The organism is Roseiarcus fermentans, from assembly GCF_003315135.1.
GTDB lineage: Bacteria > Pseudomonadota > Alphaproteobacteria > Rhizobiales > Beijerinckiaceae > Roseiarcus > Roseiarcus fermentans.
On sequence record NZ_QNRK01000007.1, the window covers coordinates 169,765 to 189,352 of the forward strand.

At 65.0% G+C, this 19,588-nt stretch carries 18 protein-coding genes; 1 reads left to right on the forward strand and 17 read right to left on the reverse strand.

What is annotated here, in order from left to right; genetic code table 11:
• Nucleotides 1-238: 238 nt before the first annotated feature.
• The 17 genes from DFR50_RS31285 to DFR50_RS08275 form a co-directional block, all read right to left on the reverse strand.
• Nucleotides 239-589 (reverse strand): hypothetical protein, encoded by a 351-nt coding sequence (locus DFR50_RS31285; protein ID WP_147262693.1) that lies wholly within the window; start codon nucleotides 587-589, stop codon nucleotides 239-241.
• A 215-nt stretch (nucleotides 590-804) separates the two neighbouring features.
• Nucleotides 805-1,674 carry a phage portal protein gene (locus DFR50_RS08200; RefSeq protein WP_113888707.1) on the reverse strand — a complete coding sequence of 290 codons (870 nt, stop codon included), beginning with the start codon at nucleotides 1,672-1,674 and terminating at the stop codon, nucleotides 805-807.
• 126 nt (nucleotides 1,675-1,800) lie between these two features.
• Nucleotides 1,801-2,421: a hypothetical protein gene (locus tag DFR50_RS31290; protein WP_147262694.1), complete on the reverse strand. Its 621-nt coding sequence runs from the start codon at nucleotides 2,419-2,421 to the stop codon at nucleotides 1,801-1,803.
• 940 nt (nucleotides 2,422-3,361) lie between these two features.
• The gene (locus DFR50_RS31295) at nucleotides 3,362-3,844 is read right to left on the reverse strand and encodes a hypothetical protein (protein WP_147262695.1); all 483 of its coding nucleotides are present in this window, start codon (nucleotides 3,842-3,844) and stop codon (nucleotides 3,362-3,364) included.
• A 92-nt stretch (nucleotides 3,845-3,936) separates the two neighbouring features.
• The gene (locus DFR50_RS08220; RefSeq protein ID WP_147262696.1) at nucleotides 3,937-4,407 is read right to left on the reverse strand and encodes a hypothetical protein; all 471 of its coding nucleotides are present in this window, start codon (nucleotides 4,405-4,407) and stop codon (nucleotides 3,937-3,939) included.
• Between the two features lie 7 nt (nucleotides 4,408-4,414).
• Nucleotides 4,415-5,695 (reverse strand): phage portal protein, encoded by a 1,281-nt coding sequence (locus DFR50_RS08225; RefSeq protein WP_483475717.1) that lies wholly within the window; start codon nucleotides 5,693-5,695, stop codon nucleotides 4,415-4,417.
• A 103-nt stretch (nucleotides 5,696-5,798) separates the two neighbouring features.
• Complete coding sequence (locus tag DFR50_RS31300) at nucleotides 5,799-6,128, reverse strand: hypothetical protein (RefSeq protein ID WP_147262697.1); 330 nt, start codon at nucleotides 6,126-6,128, stop codon at nucleotides 5,799-5,801.
• 70 nt (nucleotides 6,129-6,198) lie between these two features.
• Complete coding sequence (locus DFR50_RS08230) at nucleotides 6,199-6,612, reverse strand: RNase A-like domain-containing protein (protein WP_170153109.1); 414 nt, start codon at nucleotides 6,610-6,612, stop codon at nucleotides 6,199-6,201.
• Entirely contained in the window at nucleotides 6,581-8,167 is a 1,587-nt protein-coding gene (locus DFR50_RS08235) for a phage portal protein (protein ID WP_113888712.1), read from the reverse strand. Before DFR50_RS08235 ends, DFR50_RS08230 begins: the two co-directional genes overlap by 32 nt.
• Before the next feature lie 661 nt (nucleotides 8,168-8,828).
• Nucleotides 8,829-10,196, reverse strand: a complete 1,368-nt coding sequence (locus tag DFR50_RS08240) for a DNA-packaging protein (protein WP_113888713.1) — start codon at nucleotides 10,194-10,196, stop codon at nucleotides 8,829-8,831.
• The gene (locus DFR50_RS08245; protein ID WP_113888714.1) at nucleotides 10,193-10,627 is read right to left on the reverse strand and encodes a hypothetical protein; all 435 of its coding nucleotides are present in this window, start codon (nucleotides 10,625-10,627) and stop codon (nucleotides 10,193-10,195) included. The genes DFR50_RS08240 and DFR50_RS08245 overlap by 4 nt, the downstream gene beginning before the upstream one ends.
• Before the next feature lie 329 nt (nucleotides 10,628-10,956).
• On the reverse strand, nucleotides 10,957-11,814 hold the full coding sequence (gene dapD, locus DFR50_RS08250; protein ID WP_113888715.1) for a 2,3,4,5-tetrahydropyridine-2,6-dicarboxylate N-succinyltransferase: 858 nt from the start codon (nucleotides 11,812-11,814) through the stop codon (nucleotides 10,957-10,959).
• 108 nt (nucleotides 11,815-11,922) lie between these two features.
• Complete coding sequence (locus tag DFR50_RS08255; RefSeq protein ID WP_170153110.1) at nucleotides 11,923-12,306, reverse strand: type II toxin-antitoxin system VapC family toxin; 384 nt, start codon at nucleotides 12,304-12,306, stop codon at nucleotides 11,923-11,925.
• A 146-nt stretch (nucleotides 12,307-12,452) separates the two neighbouring features.
• Nucleotides 12,453-12,692, reverse strand: a complete 240-nt coding sequence (locus tag DFR50_RS08260) for a type II toxin-antitoxin system Phd/YefM family antitoxin (protein ID WP_113888717.1) — start codon at nucleotides 12,690-12,692, stop codon at nucleotides 12,453-12,455.
• 250 nt (nucleotides 12,693-12,942) lie between these two features.
• A complete protein-coding gene (locus DFR50_RS08265) occupies nucleotides 12,943-13,989 on the reverse strand; it encodes a class I SAM-dependent methyltransferase (protein ID WP_113888718.1) in 1,047 nt (348 codons plus the stop codon).
• Between the two features lie 45 nt (nucleotides 13,990-14,034).
• A complete protein-coding gene (locus tag DFR50_RS08270; protein ID WP_113888719.1) occupies nucleotides 14,035-16,098 on the reverse strand; it encodes a tetratricopeptide repeat protein in 2,064 nt (687 codons plus the stop codon).
• 158 nt (nucleotides 16,099-16,256) lie between these two features.
• Complete coding sequence (locus tag DFR50_RS08275; protein ID WP_113888720.1) at nucleotides 16,257-16,787, reverse strand: adenine phosphoribosyltransferase; 531 nt, start codon at nucleotides 16,785-16,787, stop codon at nucleotides 16,257-16,259.
• Between the two features lie 438 nt (nucleotides 16,788-17,225).
• Here DFR50_RS08275 and DFR50_RS08280 point away from each other — a divergent pair, with 438 nt between their 5' ends.
• Nucleotides 17,226-19,541, forward strand: coding sequence for a hypothetical protein (locus DFR50_RS08280; RefSeq protein WP_147262698.1), 2,316 nt, complete (start codon nucleotides 17,226-17,228; stop codon nucleotides 19,539-19,541).
• Nucleotides 19,542-19,588 lie beyond the last annotated feature (47 nt).

Consider the following 19,588-nt stretch of genomic DNA (forward strand, 5'->3'; position numbering starts at 1 on the left):
TGCAACACCTGCTGATACGCCGGGTCGGGCGGCTCGGGCGCGCGCCCGTCGTCGCCGATCAGCGGCTTGATCGTCGCCCCGTCGATCACGTCGAGGGAAAACAGGTTTCCGCCGCGGTCGAAGCGCGGGTAGATCGTCGCGGCGTCGATGACCAAGAGGTCCTCGAGCAGCATGCGGAGTGTCGTCGGCGGATAAGTCGACGGCTCATGCCGTGCGGCGCTTGCCGACAGGCAGGTATTTATCTCTTGCCTTCGAAACTCGTTACTTTCACAGTGTCTAAGAGTTCGCGTATGGTCTTAAACCATCCCCGCGTTAACCCGCGGGTCGATGCTGTTTTGTCTCCGCGCACGTGCACCTGCATTGGCGCGCCCATCGAATTCCACATCCGATCGACAAAGGCATCATTGGGAGACGAGAGGATTTCATCGATAAATGCTTTGAGGGAGCTGATCTTAGCCGGTGGAAGATGGGTCAAAACGATCGCCTGCTTCGCCCATTCTGGGAAATTGTTCATGCCCCAATCGGCGTCGTCCTGTATAAAGCAGGAGCCTAGGCGAAGAAACTCAGGCGGAGCGGAGGTCGTTTTCATGTAAGGGCTCTCAGAGATTGCTTGCGTCGCCACGCGCCTTGGGTCTCCAACAACTTTAGCGGGAGAAGACGGGGGAAGGATACGAATATCTATCATTGTTAGGATATGCGGTTTTCACGCGATAACCGCGCCGCACACGCTGAGATACGCCTCAAAGCCGGTGGGATAACCGAACCTATCTTGAATCCAATCCTCGTCCAAGTCTCCATTTGCTACTAAATCCACGTCTTCAGAGGCAGCAGCCCTTCCTGCGTCGCCTGCATCCGCATCGTTTCCGAGGTGGCGCGGTTGACCTGCGCCACGAACGGCGTCGCGGGCACGGAAAAGGCGTAGCAGATGACCCGCGCCAGCCACTCGTCGTACTGGTCCTTGAGCGGCGGCTGGCGGGTCTCGATCAGCTTGAACTCGGACGGCATGAACTTGAGCATGCGTCTTCGCGCCGAATTGCCGCTCATCAGGGCGTCAAAATAGTCCTGGAAGGAGCGGATCTGGTCGGCGGTCCATTCCTTGGGCAGGGTGGCGAAGGCGTCGGGCGACGAACCGGTGCGGTAGTAGTCGAGCGTCGCCGCCTCGCGCCTGAGCGCGATGTTGACCGTCAGCGCCACCTGCTCGACCGGGCTCATGCCGTAGAGCCGGTGGGTGCGGGCGTTGCGCGGCAGGTACAGCAGCTCGTCGGCGGAAAAGTCGGCGGCCGGGACGCCGTGCAGCACCTGCTGATAGGCGGGGTCGGGCGGCTCGGGCGCGCGCCCGTCGTCGCCGATCAGCGGCTTGATCGTCGCCCCGTCGATCACGTCGAGGGAATAGAGGGCGCCGCCGCGGTCGAAGCGCGGATAGATCGTCGCCGCGTCGATCACCAGCAGGTCTTCGAGCAGCATGCGCAGCCAGTCGGCGAACGAGCGGCGCCGGTCGGGGCGGGCGAGGAAGGCGAGCGCCCGGTCGATGCGGGCGGATTCGTCCGGCAGGTTGGCGAAGCGCCGCGCGCGCACGGAGAAATTCTGCGCCGCGACCTGGTCTTTTCGGGTCTCGATCACCGCGCGCAGCAGCGGCAGGGCGTCGGCGAGGGCGCGCAATTCGGCGAACGACACGCCGCCCTCCGGGCGCGGGACATAGTCGAGGTTGGCGCCGAACGGATAGTCGAACTGCCGCCCCTTGACGTCCGGCGGCGCCTGGGGCGCGAGCGGCTGCTGCGGGCCGTCGCTGTGTCCGCAATCCTACTTCGTCGACTGTGGAGGCGTTGACGTGCAGCAATTCGCCCGGAGCGTCCTCAAATCGTTCCAAGCCTTACCGGAAAGTATTTCTTCTATTTCTGACTTCAGATTATTCTTAATATCTGTCCGAGCTGCGACCGTTTCAAGAAATGCGCGGACGTCCGGATCGTCATAATTCTCTACCAGAACATTTGTCCAGTCTTCACCCGGAAACAACGCGGATATGAACTCCCAGTAGGTCAATAAGGCTTTTCCGTATAAATCTTCCGCCTTGCGCAAGAAATTTGTATATTCGTGCGCGCCAAGTCGATGCATCGAAAGTATCGCTATTTCAACCTGCTGGTGCGTCGGATGGGCCTCGGAAACGAATTCGTCAAAAGCGTCGATCTGGCCGCTCGCATGGGAAGCCAGATCATTGAATGGCTTATAGCCAAGAAGTGCGTCGTACCCCAGGATCGATCCAAAAAAATCGGCGCCCATTGCCTTGTCAATTGCAATGACGCGGTCACGAAAAGACAGATCGGAACCCCGCGCAGCGGGGAAGTCGTCGGCCCGCGGGCTCGACTGCGGTAAAAAACACGCAGTCGCCGTATATATGAGAAAGGCGGCGCAGCCGAGCTTCATCGACCCACCCAGCGTCGAAAGACCAGGGGACCTTGCGGGACGTCTGAGCGATTGGCCAGGCTCTTTGGCATTGGAATTTGTTCTATGGTTCCGAACGGTTGCGCGCGGTCGCTGTCCCCCGTCCCGATTAGGGTGGCGCCCGGGGCGACAATCATGACGCGCCCACCCGCGTCACTGAGGAGGGCCTGGGTCGTCAGGACCCGGGTCTGACGTTGACGCTGAGCCGCCCGGATGCTTCGTCAGCGCCTGCAACTGCTGCACAGGGTCCCAGCCCGGCGGGGGCTTCCTTTTGCTCCACCATGGCATACCCTTTGCTTTCCAGTTGTCACGCAGCGATTCGTGCGATCGTAGCGCGTCATTGTAGCCGAATTGTATTCCGCAACAGGGACATATATCAAACGATGGATTACCATGACGATTGTATGCAGGCTCACGCAGGCCGTTGTAGCCGCAAACGGGGCAGATGTTCATCGTCTTTGTCGGCCTGACTTATAATCCACCGTCCCGACCTCGTCGATCGGCGGTGTGATCGTGGCTCCGTCGATGCCGGGGCCCTCCGTCAGGGACCGCACCTGCTGCACAGGGTCCCAACCGGGCGGCGGCTTGTCGTCTGCCCACCATGGCATACCTTTGGCAATCCATTCCTCCCGGAGAGATTCGTGTGATCTGCTGGCATCTTCGTAGCCAAACTCTATGCCGCAGCAAGGGCAGATCTCGTACGACGGGGCGCCGACATCATCGTACGCGGGCTCCTCGAGCCCATCGTAGCCACACACAGGGCATCTCTTCATCGGATTGTCCTCAGTCGCAAACTTCGGGACATGCGCGGGCCCATCTCTACTGTCTCAGCCGCGTTTTCGCCAGTCGATGAAAGATGTATCGATGTCACGTCTTGCGGCAAGGAGTATCCTGCGGCTCTGCGTCTTTGCATTTGACTCCGTCATTCCGATCGGTTTCGAGCGGCTGCCTCCGCGCTGGCGGGCTCGATCGGCAGCAGGGGCCTGTCTGACCAGGGCACGCCATTCTCCGCGAATAGTTGAACGACAGTGTCGATTAAAGGATGCGTGGGCTTCTCTTCGGGTGCATCGACAGACAGGTGCGCGTCGATAAGCTTGCTGAGGCGATCTGTGCCCCAGATGAGCGTCGCATGCCAATATCCCGCTCCGTCGTTATATGGGCTTGAAGTTCTGATCGTTTGCATGAAGATCTGCTCATCAAACGCCTCGCTGAGATCATCGACGGCGATCAAATCGCACTGTATTAGACGATACGTAGTGTCTACGGCAAGTTGCCATCGAGCAACAGTGCCCGTGGGAATTGAATCAAGATTACCGGAGAGCATGTAGACGAGTCCCCAGTCTTCATGATTTAAACCGACAAGTCGGGACTGCAGCCATTGAGCGATGTCATCAGAGATGGGCATTTAGCGGCACCGGTCGGGGCGGGCGAGGAAGGCGAGCGCCCGGTCGATGCGGGCTCCGTATCATCAGCGGTCGCGCCAAGCCGCGCTCTATTTTAGGCTGAAAGGTCAGTTCCCGCGGGCAATATCGGCAGCAACGGGCTGTCCGACCACGGCACGCCGCTTTCGGCGAAGATTTGCTCCAGCGCGGCAATGAAGGCAGGATTCAACGTTTCGTCATGCTCGTCGGGTGACTGGAAATGCGTCTCAATGAGTTTATCTAGGCGAGGGGCGCCCCAGACGATTGTCGCATGCCAGAAACCTACGCCGTCACCAGAAGGGTCCAAGCTGCGGATTGCGTGCAAGAAAGACTCTCGGTCCGTTGTCGCGCCGAAATCTTTGACTTCGACCAGTTCGCAAACCAGACCGCGGTAGATCAAATCGGTACCTAACTGCCAACGCTCGTGTGTGTCATTGGGAACTGAAGCTAAATTGCCATATAACATATAGACCAATCCCCATTCCTCGTGATAGAGCCCGAGCATTTGTGCTTGTAGCCATGACGCGTAATCGGTGGATATTGTCATCTTTGGCTCACTTCCGCGGAAATTTCAACTTCAAGAGTTGCCCACGATTGATAGCTCTTATTTTCGGGTTGTTTATGTCGACACTCGCGGTCGTTGGATCCGTCTTGTCGCTCGACACTCCAGGCGGTCGGAACGTTATATTCGTGTCTGTACCGTCGTCCAACCGAATGACGTACCCACCTTTCGCGTCAAGGTTGCTATTACGTTCACTAAATGGTTTGCCTGCGGTTAGCCAGCGTATATAGCGGTCAGCCTCTGAGGCCGGGTCGTTAGAGGCAGGCATTTCGCGCGGAATACCCAATCTCGCGGCGACTCCGGGAAATTTCCCGTTCGCAATGTCTTCAAGGGAAAATTCTGCTTGCCTAACCGGCCCGCTTTCCTCTGGGCGCGGCATCTCCGGTTCGATCGGCGGCGGCTCGATCGGCGGCGGCTCGATGATCTGCGCAACGTCCAACCCGCCCGCGTCCGACATCACCGTATCGTTGCTGGCGACCTGCACGCCCTGTGGCCGCGGTTTGCGCTCCGGGTGACCCACAACCCCGACGGCGTCCTCCGCCGTCGAAAACCTCCCGGCCTCGTCATGGTTGTGGTTGTACTTCCCCAGCCCCGCCCCAGCCTTGTCCCCTCCGAGCCCCAGCTCCGCCCGCGCCTCCTCGCGCGTCTTGATCCCGGCCGAGACCAGAATTTGCAGCGTCTGCGCCTGTTGCAGCGGGTCGACCGCGTCGTCCCCGACCCAGACGAATTCGAGGTTCGGTTCGCCCATGCACACCTGAATCACGGAATCGAGCGCGTTCTTGATCCACGTCTTCAGCGGCAGCAGCCCCTCCTGCGTCGCCTGCATCCGCATCGTCTCGGAGGTGGCGCGGTTGACCTGCGCCACGAACGGCGTGGCGGGCACGGAAAAGGCGTAGCAGATGACCCGGGCGAGCCACTCGTCGTACTGGTCCTTCAGCGGCGGCTGGCGCGTCTCGATCAGCTTGAACTCGGACGGCATGAACTTGAGCATGCGTCTTCGCGCCGAATTGCCGCTCATCAGGGCGTCAAAATAGTCCTGGAAGGAGCGGATCTGGTCGGCGGTCCACTCTTTCGGCAGGGTGGCGAAGGCGTCGGGCGAACTGCCGGTGCGGTAGTAGTCGAGCGTCGCCGCCTCGCGCCGGAGCGCGATGTTGACGGTCAGCGCCACCTGTTCGACCGGGCTCATGCCGTAGAGCCGGTGGGTGCGGGCGTTGCGCGGCAGGTACAGGAGTTCGTCGGCGGAAAAGTCGGCGGCCGGGACGCCGTGCAACACCTGCTGGAAGGCCGGGTCGGGCGGCTCGGGCGCGCGCCCGTCGTCGCCGATCAGCGGCTTGATCGTCGCGCCGTCGAGGGCGTAGAGGTCTCGGTCAAGAATCTCATTCAAGGCTCTTGACTTGGACAGTGTCCAAAAGTTCCCGAATGGTCGTAAACCATTGGCGGGTTATACCACCGCTGTTTCCGCCAGGGCTCACGTGTATTGTGCTTACGCCCATCTCATTCCACATTGAATCGACATATTTATCGTCCGGCGAGGACAGGATTCGATCCAAGAATGCCTTCAGGGACTCGATCTTGTCAGGCGGAAGATGCGTCAGAGCAATAGCTTGCTTGGCCCACTCGGGAAAATTGTTCCAGCCCCAAGGGGCGTCATCACGGATAAAACATGATCCGAGATAGTAAAAATCGGAAGGAGCAGCCATTTCCATTTTAGTCCCTCGGTTTTGTCAAAGGCGGTATCCGGTGCGAGAGCACGAAACGTCACAAGAGGCACCTTACTTACTGTGGAATAACTGAGGATGGGTAAGATCTCTTGTCATTCCTTGGGTACGCAGTTTTCACCCGGTAACCGCGCGGTACCCGTGCGTCATGCACAATGAGTACGCCTGCGTTGTATGTATCCCGTGTGCTAATTATTTCACCATTGAAAAAAGCCTCTTGGCCGGTGGGGTAGCCAATCCTCTGCTCGATCCAAGCTTTGTCAAACCGCCCGCTTGCAACCGCGTCAACCGTGTCTGTATTCGACTGCAACAGCCGATTGACAAAATCGTTGGCGGACTCCCAAGAAGAATAAGTTCCTTCTGGGACATACCTGGACAAGACGCCAAAGGGACCGGGAAACGGAAGATCGACTCGTGTACTTTCAACTTGCGAAATGAGCTCAGCCGGCGATTTTCCGACATGATCCCTCAACGCATGCCCACCCCAAAGCGCCTCCTCTGCCCTCAGGTCGACGGAGTACTTTGACGTGCCGAGGGGCTGACCGGCTTGGGCGACCGGCGCCGTTCCTTTGGTCGATGCTCGGGATGCCCGCAGCGCCGCCGCCCATGATCACATCCGACATCACCGTATTGTTGCTCGCGATCTGCACCCCCTTCGGCTTGGGCTTCCCGTCCGGCTCCGCAGCACCAGGGTTGACCGCGTCCACCGCCGTCGAAAACCGCCCGCGCTCGTCGTGGTTTTGGTTATACTTCCCCAGCCCCGCCCCAGCCGTGTCGCCGCCGAGCCCCAGCTCCGCCCGCGCCTCCTCGCGCGTCTTGATCCCGGCCGAGACCAGAATCTGCAGCGTCTGCGCCTGCTGCAGCGGGTCGATGGCGTCGTCGCCGACCCAGACGAATTCCAACCCCGGCTCGCCGAGAAAGCCCTGAATCACGGAATCGAGCGCGTTCTTGATCCACGTCTTCAGCGGCAGCAGCCCTTCCTGCGTCGCCTGCATCCGCATCGTCTCGGAGGTGGCGCGGTTGACCTGCGCCACGAACGGCGTCGCCGGGACCGAGAAGGCGTAGCAGATCACGCGCGCCAGCCACTCGTCGTACTGGTCCTTGAGCGGCGGCTGGCGGGTCTCGATCAGCTTGAACTCGGCCGGCACGAATTTCAGCATGCGTCTTCGCGCCGAATTGCCGCTCATCAGGGCGTCAAAATAGTCCTGGAAAGAGCGGATCTGGTCGGCGGTCCATTCCTTGGGCAGGGTGGCGAAGGCGTCGGGCGAGCTTCCCGTGCGGTAGTAGTCGAGCGTCGCCGCCTCGCGCCGGAGCGCGATGTTGACCGTCAGCGCCACCTGCTCGACCGGGCTCATGCCGTAGAGCCGGTGGGTGCGGGCGTTGCGCGGCAGGTAGAGGAGTTCGTCGGCGGAAAAGTCCGCAGCCGGGACGCCGTGCAGCACCTGCTGATACGCGGGGTCGGGCGGTTCGGGCGCGCGGCCGTCGTCGCCGATCAGCGGCTTGATCGTCGCGCCGTCGATCACGTCGAGGGAATAGAGGGCGCCGCCGCGGTCGAAGCGCGGGTAGATGGTCGCCGCGTCGATCACCAAGAGGTCCTCGAGCAGCATGCGCAGCCAGTCGGCGAACGAGCGGCGCCGGTCGGGGCGGGCGAGGAAGGCGAGGGCCCGGTCGATGCGGGCGGATTCGTCCGGCAGGTTGGCGAAGCGCCGCGCGCGCACGGAGAAATTCTGCGCCGCGACCTGGTCTTTTCGGGTCTCGATCACGGCGCGCAGCAGCGGCAGGGCGTCGGCGAGGGCGCGCAGTTCCGCGAACGACACGCCGCCCTCCGGGCGCGGGACGTAGTCGAGGTTGGCGCCGAACGGGTAGTCGAACTGCCGGCCCTTGACGTCCGGCGGCGCCTGGGGCGCGAGCGGCTGCTGCGGGCCGAACCACGAATCCGGCGCCACGCCGGTGATGGCGTAGCGGGTCGCCGCGCGCAAGCGGGCGAACACGCTGGGGGTGAGGGGGCGTTCGACGGCGTCCGACATGAAAGAAAATCCTTTCCCCCTCGCCCGCGGGTCTCCGGGCTCGACCCGGGGAGGGGGAGGGTGGCGTGAGGGCGAGAGAAGAGGGGTGTGTCGTCTGTAGCCGCGGTCGCCGACCGCGGTGGCGGGGCCCGCTCGGCGAGCGCGCCCTACAGGGCAATCGTTGTAGCCGCGGTCGCCGACCGCGGTGGCGCGCTCAGCGAGCGCGCCCTACAGGGCAATCGTTGTCGCCGCGGTCGCCGACCGCGGTGGCGCGCTCGGCGAGCGCGCCCTAAAGGGCAATCGTTGTCGCCGCGGTCGCCGACCGCGGTGGCGCGCTCAGCGAGCGCGCCCTACAGGGCAATCGTTGTCGCCGCGGTCGCCGACCGCGGTGGCGGGGCCCGCTCGGCGAGCGCGCCCTACAGGGCAATCGTTGTCGCCGCGGTCGCCGACCGCGGTGGCGCGCTCAGCGAGCGCGCCCTACAGGGCAATCGTTGTCGCCGCGGTCGCTGCCCGCGGTGGCGCGCTCAGCGAGCGCGCCCTACAGGGCAATCGTTATAGCCGCGGTCGCCGCTCGCGGTGGCGCGCTCAGCGAGCGCGCCTACAGGGCAATCGTTGTAGCCGCGGTCGCCGACCGCGGTGGCGCGCTCGGCGAGCGCGCCCTACAGGGCGGCGGCGAGGGCGGTTACGCGCCCCGCCCCGCCCAATAATCCAGCATCCCGCCGCTCGGCCGGTCGAGGCCGATGAGGTCGGCGATCGCCCAGACGAGGGCGTCGGCGCGGTCGGGGGAGGGGCCGGAGCGGCGGTCGAAGTCGGGGGTGAGGGCGCACATCTGGTCCTCGAGCTTTTCGAACACGCCGGCGTGGTGGACGAGGCCGCGCTCGTAAGCCGCGGCGACCGGCTCGGCGCGCAAAAATTTGCCCCGCGTTGCGGTGACGGTGCGCACCGGCAGGTGCGGCTCGGCCTGGCGCAGCACCTCCGTCACCATCTCGCCGCCGTTGTTGATCTCGGCCACCACCCGGTTGGCGGAAAAGCCGCGGAAGGCGGCGCCGACGCGGGCCGCCCAGCCGGCCGGGGTGTCGCCCTGGCTGGTCAGGTCGGCGAGCACGTAGACCTTTCCGTTCTCCGCTCTGGCCGCGACCACGAGGCCGCATTCGTCGGCCCTGGCGCCCGAGCGGGCGGGCGGGTCGACGGCGACGACGATCTCGGCGAATGCGCGCGGGGCGTCCTCGGGCGCGACGCGCTGGCGCTCGATCAGCGCCCGCGTCCACAGCGCGCCCGGCGTCTCCTCGACGATCTCGGCGAACAGCTCCTGGCGGCCGATGGCGCGGCCCTCGTAGCGCTTGGCGATGCGCCGGATGAAGGCGCGCGCCAGGTGCTGGCGGTTGTCGAAGGTCGAGCCGCGGGTGACGATGGCGTCCTTGTCGGCGACCAGCGCCTTGACGATGCGGGTGGCGCGCGGCGTGGTGGTGACCACCATCTGCGGCTTGTCGCCGAGGCGCAGGCCGAACATGGCCTGGTCGAAGGCCTCGGGCCGGCGCCAGGCGGCGAGCTCGTCGAGCCACAGCTTCATGTGCTGCTTGCCCCGCAGCCGGTCTGGCTCCTCGGCGGAGAACAGGTGGCTGACGGCGCCGTTCGGCCATTCGAGCCGCGCCGCCGAGGGCAGGTAGCGCGGCCGCTCCTCGCGCGGGCAGCAGGCGAGGACGCCGGATTCGCCCAAGACCATCACGTCGCGCACGTCGTCGGCGGTCGGGCCGATCAGGTTGACCAGCGGGAAGCGCCACGACCAGCGCCGGATCGCCTCGGCGCCGGTGCGGGTCTTGCCGGCGCCGCGCCCGGCCAGGATCAGCCAGACCACCCAGTCGCCCGGCGGCGGCTCCTGGTCCGGGCGCGCCCACAGGTTCCAGTCGTAGAGAATCTGCTCGCAGTCCTTGTCGTCCATCGCCGCCAGCACGCGCGCGCGCTCGTCGAGGCCGAGCCGCAGGAGATCGCCGATCCGCCGGATCGGCGGCCGGTCGCGTCGCTCCCCGGCCTTCGGGTTCGCCTTCGTCATGCGTCGCCGGGGGCGTCGAGGTCGGCGTCGGCGAGGTTCGCCGCGGCGGCGTTGAGCTTGGCGAGCAGCCGCTCGCGATGCGTCTCGAGGTAGGGTTCGAGCGCGGGCGAAGCGCGGTGGAAGCCGTGATAGCGGTCGAGACGGTCGAGAATCTTCAGCGCCCGGTCGACCGCGGCGAGTTCGCCGGCCTCCACCCGGTCCATCAGCCGGAGGCAGAAGGTCTCCAGGCGCGCGATCTGGATTTTTGCGTATTCGCCGACCGTCGGCGTCCAGCGGCGCGCGAGCTCGGCGCTCAGCGCGCGCGCCACCGCATCGGCGCCGAGGTTCTCCTCGGCGCCGATCTCCTCGGGGCCGGCGCCGCCGATGAGGGCGGCGAACATGCGCCGGGCGCGGTGGGGCGAGACGGGGGAAGCCGCGTCGGGATCGGTCATGGGAAGCGCCTCTCTCGGGGAATTGGACGCGCGCCGGCCAAGCGTCGCGCGGGGGACGCGGGCGAAGGTCGGCAGGGGCGCGGGGAGGGGGTCGAGGGCGCCCGGGGCGCAGGCCTCGACATTGCCCGAAGATGCCGCAACCGGCGGAAAAGCGCAAGCTATTGTTTCTGAAAAATCGTATGCGTCAGGGAAATGGCTTGAATTTCAAACGCGCCGCCGGTTCGCTGCGCTCGCGCGGCCGACAGCGACAGCACGGCTCGAGGCGCGGTCGCCGGCCGCGCTCCAAAGGGCGTCATCGGCGGCGACGTCGCCCTACGGACTGGGCGGCCTCACTCCCTCAGAAGCTCGTTGATCCCGGTCTTGGCGCGAGTCTGCGCATCGACCGTCTTGACGATCACGGCGCAATAGAGCGACGGGCCGGGCGCGCCGTCGGGCAGCGGCTTGCCGGGCAGGGAGCCGGACACCACCACCGAATAGGGCGGCACGTAGCCCATGTGGATCCTGCCGGTGGCGCGGTCGACGACCTTGGTCGAAGCGCCGATGAACACGCCCATCGAGATCACCGAGCCCTGGCCGACGATCACGCCTTCGACGATCTCCGAGCGCGCGCCGATGAAGCAGTCGTCCTCGATGATGGTCGGATTGGCCTGCAACGGCTCGAGCACGCCGCCGATGCCGACGCCGCCCGACAGGTGGACGCTGTTGCCGATCTGGGCGCAGGAGCCGACCGTGACCCAGGTGTCGACCATGGTCTTGGAATCGACGTAGGCGCCGATGTTGACGAAGCTCGGCATCAGCACGACGTCGCGCGCGATGAAGGCCGAGCGGCGCACGATCGCCCCCGGCACGGCGCGGAAACCCGCCTCGCGGAATCGATTCTCGCCCCATCCGGCGAATTTGGACGGGATCTTGTCGAACCAGGTCGCGCCCGCGGGGCCGCCGTCGATGATCGAATTGTCGTTGAGGCGGAAGCTCAGCAGCACCGCCTTCTTCAGCCACTGGTTGACCTTCCAGGAGTTCGGCCCGCTCGCGCCGGCGATCTTCTCCGCCACCCGCGCCTTGCCCGAATCGAGCTGATCGAGCGCGATCTCCACCGCCTCGCGCACGTCGCCGGTGGTCTGCGGATTGATCGCGGCGCGACTTTCCCACGCCTGTTCGATCACGGTCTGGAGGCGGACGTCGGTCATGGGTGTCCCTGAAGGCTTTCGCGCGAGGGTTTGCTTGCGGGGGGGCGGGTTGTCAATGGCGGCGCGGAGAAGAACGCCGCCGCCCGCCCGTTCGCTCCCCGCCTTTCCTCACTGAGCCCACACGACGGCGATGTCGTCTCTGGTCCGAAGCCTGGAATCGGCCGTCACGAGCGTCAGGGTATGGTCGAGACATTGCGCGACCAGCATGCGGTCGAAGGGGTCGCGGTGGGCCCAGTCCAGCCCGCCGGCGGTCTCGGCGTCGGCCGCGGAGGTGTCCAGTTCGGCGAAGCCCGCGTCGGCGGCCGCCGTTCTCGCCGCCCCGCCATAAGCCAGATTGCCGTCGCGCCGCTTGATGGCGATCTCCCAGAACGAGGCGGCGCTGACATGGACGGGCGGGTCAGTCCGCACGACGATCTCGCGGGTCCTGTCCGGCAGGCGGGCGGAGTTGACGTCCAGCCAGAGAAAGACATGTGTGTCGAGCGTAACTCCCAAGGTGGCTGTCCGCGAGGACCCGGACAGGGCGCGCGCTGGGAAGGGCGGCGTCCCGCCGCCCGGGCGCCCGAGACGCGCACCCTCCTGTTGAGCGCTGCGATCGCCGCTCGTGCGCCCGGCTTGGGAGTTACTGTCGAGCAGGAAACTCAATCCGAACCCTCGAAATCCCGTGCGGTGCGCTCGTCCGTTTCGTCGACGTCGTCAACGATGCAGGTGATCTTCATGGCCCCGGACGGTTGGCGCGCCCGAGGGGCTTTCGGGATCGGCGCAAGGCGGGCCTTGGCGACGCCGTTCTTGGCGATGGTGATTTCTTCGCCCGGCTCGGCGGCGTCGACCAGGGCCGAGAGGTGGGTTTTGGCATGGTAGAGATTGACGGTTCGCGTCATCGATCAAGTCTGCGCGCGCCGCCCGGATTGGTCAAGTTGGTCGAGCGGGACCTCGCCCTCTCGTATCGCGCGTAGGTCGGACAATGGACGCAGGAAGCGTTGCATGCTGACGTCCTTGAGGTTGCGAATCGAGGGGCGCGCTGCCGTCGGCAAGTCGTTCGGTCTGCCGCTGACGGACCACGGCCCTCAAATATCCGCCGGCGCGAGTGCTCCAGCCTGGAGTGTTTTTCACCGGGCGGTGGCCGGGTCGCTACATCGGCTTCCGGATGATGAGCCCATAGCAAGTTGAAGCGACGCCATCATGCGCAAGCTTCAAATGCTGCTCAGTTATCCACATTTTCCTAACGTCCTGCGACACTTGATGTGAATAAGGTGGCAGGTCAATAAATCGGTCGAGCGGACCGGAGCCAAGATCAAAACTTACTTCTGGTATCTCGTACCCCTTCGCGCGAAGACGGTTGGCGAGATCCAGAAAATGCTTTCTTTGAAAAAAAACGCAGCCCCAGTTGTCTATCGTTGTATTGTCGTCATAGAAATTAAATTCCGTGGTGTGGACAGCGACTCCTCCAGGGCGCAATGTGTCCATAGCATTTTCTACAAAGGCGAGTCCTTTTTCGATGGATCCGAGATGTTCCAATGCGCATATTGACCAGCAAAAATCGTACTCTCTCAGAGTATTAGGTATATGATTCATATCGACATAAATTAACTCCGCAAAATTTAAGAAATCGTCGCGTTTTACCAAGCTTGCTACGAAAGAGCTCTCCAGTGTTGAGGCGTGTTGTCCAGTTTCAGCCCATCCGATGCTTTGTCTGTTTGAGGGTTCTAAGTCAGTTATTGTGACGTTCACGCCAGCATTGGCGAAATAGCTGGGAAACGGTTCGTTTCCACAGCCAAATCCCAGTCCTCGTGCACCGGGCCGTATGAGTCGATAATTGTGCAAAGCCTGAAGCAGGTATACGATTTCCCATAACTTCCTGTGATAAATGAATCCGATCTTGAGCTCGTTCAGCCAATATGCAGCCCAGTCGCTCTCAAGATCGGCCTGGGTCGTGGGCTTCCAGGTTAGAGGATGTTCTATCGGAGCAGGAATGGACCGAGGCGGCAACGCTTCGGCCATGCGGGTTGCAAGCTCATAGCCAAAGAACTTGATATTGAGTTTGATAAAATCCAAATCTCTCGCGATAGCGTTGATCACGCTGGGATTTGGCTGCCCATAGTTATTCACTAACCTCTGTAGTATAAGTAACTTCTCGTTCAAATCGGTGTCGTGGGTATCCCCGTCGCTCGACTCCACGCAAATCCTCCTCGGGTCGGAAAGTAGTGCTCAGGCGAGCGGCCGCTATCGAAACAGCCACGCCTGGCAGCCCGGATAGTCGTTCCACATGCGCCGCTCCGCGCCGCCCATGTCCTTGAAGACATGGGCCAGCCCCTCGCGGCTATAGAGCGAGATGTGCCCGTTGTGCGGCCCCAGGTACCACCAGTCGCGCCCGAGCTGGGCCGGGTCCCACCAGGCGGTCTGAAAGGCGAAGACGCCCGGCGACTTGAGGTGACGCCGGATCTTGGCGAAGACCTCGCGGGGATTGGGTAAATGCTCGATCACCTCGCAGCACGTGATGACATCGAACTTTCGCTCTCCCAGGTCCGCGAGGAACCAGTCTTTGCCCAAATGCGGGGCAATGATGTCCGTGCCCCAGACGTTGAGCCCGAGGTCCGTTCGCCCGGATTGGACAAACGCGCCGGCGCCGCTGCCGAAATCGAGAATCTCGATCTGGTCCAAACGCTTTTGCAGCATCTCGTTCGCCATCGCGACAAGTCGCAAGGTCTGGGAAACGCGGCCGTACCAGTCGGGGTCCTGCTTGTTCCAGTACTCCTCGTCGTAGATCTCCGTGTGGTCGTCGAGATCCAGCGCCGGGGTAAAGAGAAAATTGCAGTCGTCGCACTGGTAATACATGCAATCGTCGGGTTCGTCGGGAATCGGGTGGCCGGCCTTCTTGTTGTGAGGCAGGCCGAACACGACGCGCGACACGCCGCCACAGAGCTTGCAGTTGAGAAGGCGGCGGTCGTCGTCGGCTTCGGCCGAGACGGGCTCGCCGGCGAGTTCGGCCGCCATCGCATAGGCGCTCTCCGCTTCCGCCGCCTTGCCGGCTTCGTCGAGGCAGCCGCTGATCCGAAGCCATGTTTTCGCGACGCCCGGCCGGATTCGCAGCGATCGGCGGTACGCTTCGACTGCCTCCAGCCAGCGCTTCGTCTCCCGCGCCCGGTCTGCGATGCGCAGCGCGAGCTCGGCCGCCTCGGTCCGGCGATCCTCGTCCGGCGCCGCGTCCTCGGCGGGCAGCAGGGCTTCGGCTTGTTCCAGATCTTGCGCGGCGGAGGCGATGTCGTCGCGCGCCAGACCGATCCGGCTCAGGCGAAGCAGCGTGTCGAAATTGTCCGGATCCAGTTCGACGGACTTACGGTAGGCCCGTTCCGCCTGGGCCGAGTTCGCCTCCAGCCGATCGCCGAGGTCGCTCCAGAACTTCGCGCCCCTCTTGCCGCTGCCGAAGGATTGTGAATGGTCGAGGAGATCGTCCAGCCAGTCTGTCTCGTCCCCGGTCGCGCCCGCCGAGAAGTCGGCGAGATGGCTCAACAGCAGGTCGCGGAGTTCCGCGCGTGCGTCCTCGTTCGGCGAGGCCGCCTCGGCGGCGCGCTCGAGATAGTAGGCGGCCGCGCCGAAGTCGCCCGCGATGAGTCTCAGCCGTCCGAGGTGAAGCAGCACGTCCGAATTGTCCGGGTCGAACTCCAGGCCTCGGAGATAAGCCGTCTCGGCCGCCTCCGACTGTCCGCTCTCCTTCAGGCAGTGACCGAGCTGAACCCAGATCGGCCCCGCCTCCGGCTGGATGCGCAGGTGCGCCTCGTAGGCGGCGACGGCGTCGGCCCACCGTCGCTCGTCCCGCGCCCTGTCGCCCAGGGTCAGGATCTCGCTCGATGCGTCGGAGCGCAGGCGAGGGTCGGCGCCCAGGGCGGGCGAGGCGACCGCCCGCTCCAGGAATCCGACGGCGGAGGCGGCGTCTCCCATCGCCCCCTTGACCCGGCCGAGGTGAAGCAGGGTGTCGGGATTGGTCGGCTCGAGCGCGAGCGCTTCGAGATAGGCGTTGCCCGCGTCGCCGATGCGCCCGGCTTCCTTCAGGCAATGACCGTACTGCATCCATAACGGCGCCGCGCCCGGCTTCGATTGCAAGGCCTTGCCGTAGGCCTCGACGGCCTCGGGCCAGCGTCTTTCGTCCCGCGCCTTGTCCCCCGCCGCCAGCGCGCGCGCCGTCGCGAGCGCCGTCAGCGGGTTGAGGAGTCGGCTGCGCCGCGCGTTGGCGACCGGCTTCGCGGCTGACGAACCGGCGGCAAGAGGCCCTGTACCCTGCACGGACATGGCTGACGCTCCTCATGAGCCCGCAATCGCAGGCAGCCCGGGCCGCAAGCGATAATCAACGCCTTTTCACATTGTTCACAGTCCGGCGCAACCCGCTCCGCGGCGAACGGCAAGAGCGCCCGGAAGGCCGTCTCGACGCCGCATCCGCGGCGTCGCGGTCAATGCCCGTCGAAAGCCATCAGCGAACGCACCTGCACGTCGAGCTCGGCGAGCTTCTTGGCGCCGCCGAGGTCGGGCAGATCGATGACGAAAATGGCGGCGGCCACGTCGGCGCCGAGCTTGCGCAGGAGTTGCACCGCGCCGACCGCGGTTCCGCCGGTGGCGATCAGGTCGTCGACCAGCACCACCCGCTCGCCCGGCTGCACCGCGTCCTGGTGCATCTCCATTTCGTCGACGCCGTATTCGAGCGAATAGGCGATCCGGACGGTCGTGTGGGGCAGCTTGCCCTTCTTGCGCACGGGAACGAAGCCGGCGGAGAGCTGGTGGGCGACCGCGCCGCCGAGGATGAAGCCGCGCGCCTCGATTCCCGCCACCTTGTCGATCTTGGTGCCCGCCAGAGGCTGCACCAGTTCGTCCACGGCGCGGCGGAAGGCGCGCGCGTCGCCGAGCAGGGTGGTGATGTCGCGAAACAGAATCCCGGGCTTGGGATAGTCGGCGATGGTGCGGATCGAACGGGCGAGTTCATACATGGCGGATGCGACTTCTATACACCCGGGCCGACGGCGTCGAGCCTCCTGACAGTCTCTTGACGCCCCCGGTCCATTTGTCGCGGCGAGCGACTGCCCCGGATTGATCCCGGAGGGATCGCTCGTCCATCAGGCCGTTCCGGCGGCGCAGGCGGGTCGCTCTTGCTCCTCGCGAGGACGGCGGAAAGCCTCCTCGCCCCGCCAGGCCTTCGCCCGTCCTTCGCCGTCATGGCGATCCGAACCCGGTCTCCTCGACTCGCGGGTCGCTCCTCTCGACGACGGGTTGGCGGTCCGGAACGGCGCCGCCGCCGCGCCCGACCGCGCATCCCGCCCGGCGCCTCGATCCGATCGGTCATTGATGAGGCGGCGCCGACAGTGCTAGCGGCGTACACCTCACGCCTTTGCGCTGGGACGAGAGTGGGCTTCGTCGGGACGATGACTGTGAAGACTGACATGACGGAGGCGGCGCGCGCGCCGGGCGCAGCCGAACCAGCCCGGACGTTCGACTTCTCGAGGGGCCAGGGCGGACAAGCCCTGCTCGGCGAGGGATGGTGGGGGCCGGAGCCGTGGGGCGTCTGGTCCTCGGGCCGGGACGCCTCGATTCGCCTCGCCGGCTTGCAAGACCCGGCCTCCGACGTCGCGCTGACGCTGGAACTGCGGCTTCCCCCGCGACGCCCCGGGGGCAGGGGTCAAGTTTCGATCCGGGTGAATGGAGACCTGGTCTTCACCGTCGTCGAGCTTCCGGCGGGTCCGGCACGCATCATGAAGGTCGTCGCGCCCGGGGCGATCTGGAGCAGGGCCGACCCGGCGATCGTATCGATCCATTGCGACGACGCATTCAACGCGAAACGGGACGCTGGCCGCGTCGATTCTCGCGACATCGCGGTCGGGCTCATTCGCCTCGCGATCGAGTCCGTCCCGGTTCGATCGGCGCCGCAGGACGATCCGCTCGCCGTCCGGCAGATGCTGGACGCGCTTCCGGAAGCCATCCGGCTGGTCGTCTGGGACCCCGAGGCGACGCTGTGGCGCGGGACCGCGACGCAGGGCGGAGCGCATTCCGTCGCCGGGGCGAGCGCGATCGTCGCCGAGTTGGCGGCGCGCGGAATCGTGTCGTCGATCTGCGCCAAGGGCGACGCCGACAGCGTGCGGGTCGCCCTCGAGGCGGCAGGCCTGCTCGAAACCGTCGTGTTTCCGCAGGTCGAGCGACTGCCGGTCGGGGCGAGGCTGGCGAAGATCGTCGACTTGTTTCAGCTCCGGCCGCAATCCGTGCTCTTCGTCAGCGACGATCCCGGCGATCGCGTCGAAGCCGGGCGCGCCGTGCCGGGCCTGCGCGCCGTTGGGCCGGGCGCGGTTGCGCATCTTCTGGCGCACGCGCGATTCGAGGGCGAACCGGACCCGCGGTTGCGCCGTGTCGCACGCGCCCGCCAGGTCGCGACCCGCCGGGCGGCGCAGGCGGAGGCGAGCGACCCGATCGGCTTCCTGCGCCGCAGCAACATCCGCGTGCGCATCGAACTCGACCTCGAATCGCACATCGACCGCGCCATCGCGCTCGTCGAGCGGACAGACGGTCTCAATTTCACCCGGCGCCGGCTCCCCGGGGACGACGCGGAAGCGGTCGCCCGCCAGTTCCTCGTCCTGACCCGGGGCCACGACATCCAGGCCGGCCTCGTCCGGGTCGAGGATGACTACGGCGACTATGGGATTGTCGGCCTCTATGTGCTGCGGCAGTCCGTGCGACAGGGGACGGGCCTGCTGCACTACTGCTTTTCATCGCGGACGCTCGGCCTGCGCCTCGAGACCTGGCTGTTCCGCCGGCTCGGACGGCCGCCCATCGACGTGCGGGGCGAGGTGGCCGCGGACCTGTTCGACGACGGCGTCATCGACTGGATCGGCGAGACCGCGATCGAGGACGGCAAGTCCGGGATCGCGATCGCGACGGGCGATCGCGACGCCATGCCGGCGATCCTGCTGCGCGGCGGCGAGGAGATGATGGCGGTCGGGCACTATTGCCGCCAGTTAACCGGAGAAATGGGGGGAGAATATCCGTTCACCCGCGACCGAATCGAGATCCGGACCGACCATTCGATCATGCTTCGGCACGCGATCGAGGCTTTGAGCGCGCCCTGTCGAGAGGCCGCCTTGCGCCTCGGGTTTCGCGACGAGGATTTCCGGACGCGGCTGCTCGACGACCGCGACAGCGCTTCGATCCGGGTGTTCAGCTTCTGGAATGACGCCGCCTTGCGTCTTTACCGGCACAAAACCCTGGGGATGGTGGTTCCGTTCGAGGCTTTCCCCGCCGTTCTGTCGATTCCGGATCTGACGCAATCCACGCTGGAGACGCTGCGTCCGCAGTTCCACGCCCATTGGATCGCAGACGCGCTGGAAGAGCTCAAGGTCAACTACGAACTCCTCGGCACGATCTCCGAATCGCAGTTCAAGGAGAACCTGACGCTGAGCCTCGGGCGAATCCCGAAGGGCGCGCCGGTCTTCGTCGTCGGCTGCAACGCGCGCGTGCGCTGGCCGAGCATGAAGGAATTCGTGACGCTGGCCGGCCAGGCGGCCGTCAATCAATGGTGCCGCGAGCTTTGCGCGGCCGCCGGACTCCGGTTCATCGAGCCCGACGAATTCATCCGCGAGGAATCCGACGTGGATCCGATCCGGCCCAATCAGTTCGGCAGGCTGGTCTATTTCCGGATCTGCGCGATCGTCGCCAGGGAGGCGCGGGCGCGACCGGCGGCGGCGGGACCGGCGCTTTGAAGACGGCGAGACCGGGAAATTGCGGAGGCGCGAGGCGGGCCACGCCG

What these genes read in the sequence shown, in the direction of transcription:
- DFR50_RS08275 (WP_113888720.1), bottom strand. Translation starts at nt 16,787, where the DNA reads ATGTATGAACTCGCCCGTTCGATCCGCACCATCGCCGACTATCCCAAG.
- DFR50_RS31300 (WP_147262697.1), bottom strand. Translation starts at nt 6,128, where the DNA reads ATGGAAATGGCTGCTCCTTCCGATTTTTACTATCTCGGATCATGTTTT.
- DFR50_RS08245 (WP_113888714.1), bottom strand. Translation starts at nt 10,627, where the DNA reads ATGACCGATCCCGACGCGGCTTCCCCCGTCTCGCCCCACCGCGCCCGG.
- DFR50_RS08240 (WP_113888713.1), bottom strand. Translation starts at nt 10,196, where the DNA reads ATGACGAAGGCGAACCCGAAGGCCGGGGAGCGACGCGACCGGCCGCCG.
- DFR50_RS08260 (WP_113888717.1), bottom strand. Translation starts at nt 12,692, where the DNA reads ATGACGCGAACCGTCAATCTCTACCATGCCAAAACCCACCTCTCGGCC.
- dapD (WP_113888715.1), bottom strand. Translation starts at nt 11,814, where the DNA reads ATGACCGACGTCCGCCTCCAGACCGTGATCGAACAGGCGTGGGAAAGT.
- DFR50_RS08270 (WP_113888719.1), bottom strand. Translation starts at nt 16,098, where the DNA reads ATGTCCGTGCAGGGTACAGGGCCTCTTGCCGCCGGTTCGTCAGCCGCG.
- DFR50_RS31285 (WP_147262693.1), bottom strand. Translation starts at nt 589, where the DNA reads ATGAAAACGACCTCCGCTCCGCCTGAGTTTCTTCGCCTAGGCTCCTGC.
- DFR50_RS31295 (WP_147262695.1), bottom strand. Translation starts at nt 3,844, where the DNA reads ATGCCCATCTCTGATGACATCGCTCAATGGCTGCAGTCCCGACTTGTC.
- DFR50_RS08235 (WP_113888712.1), bottom strand. Translation starts at nt 8,167, where the DNA reads ATGTCGGACGCCGTCGAACGCCCCCTCACCCCCAGCGTGTTCGCCCGC.
- DFR50_RS31290 (WP_147262694.1), bottom strand. Translation starts at nt 2,421, where the DNA reads ATGAAGCTCGGCTGCGCCGCCTTTCTCATATATACGGCGACTGCGTGT.
- DFR50_RS08220 (WP_147262696.1), bottom strand. Translation starts at nt 4,407, where the DNA reads ATGACAATATCCACCGATTACGCGTCATGGCTACAAGCACAAATGCTC.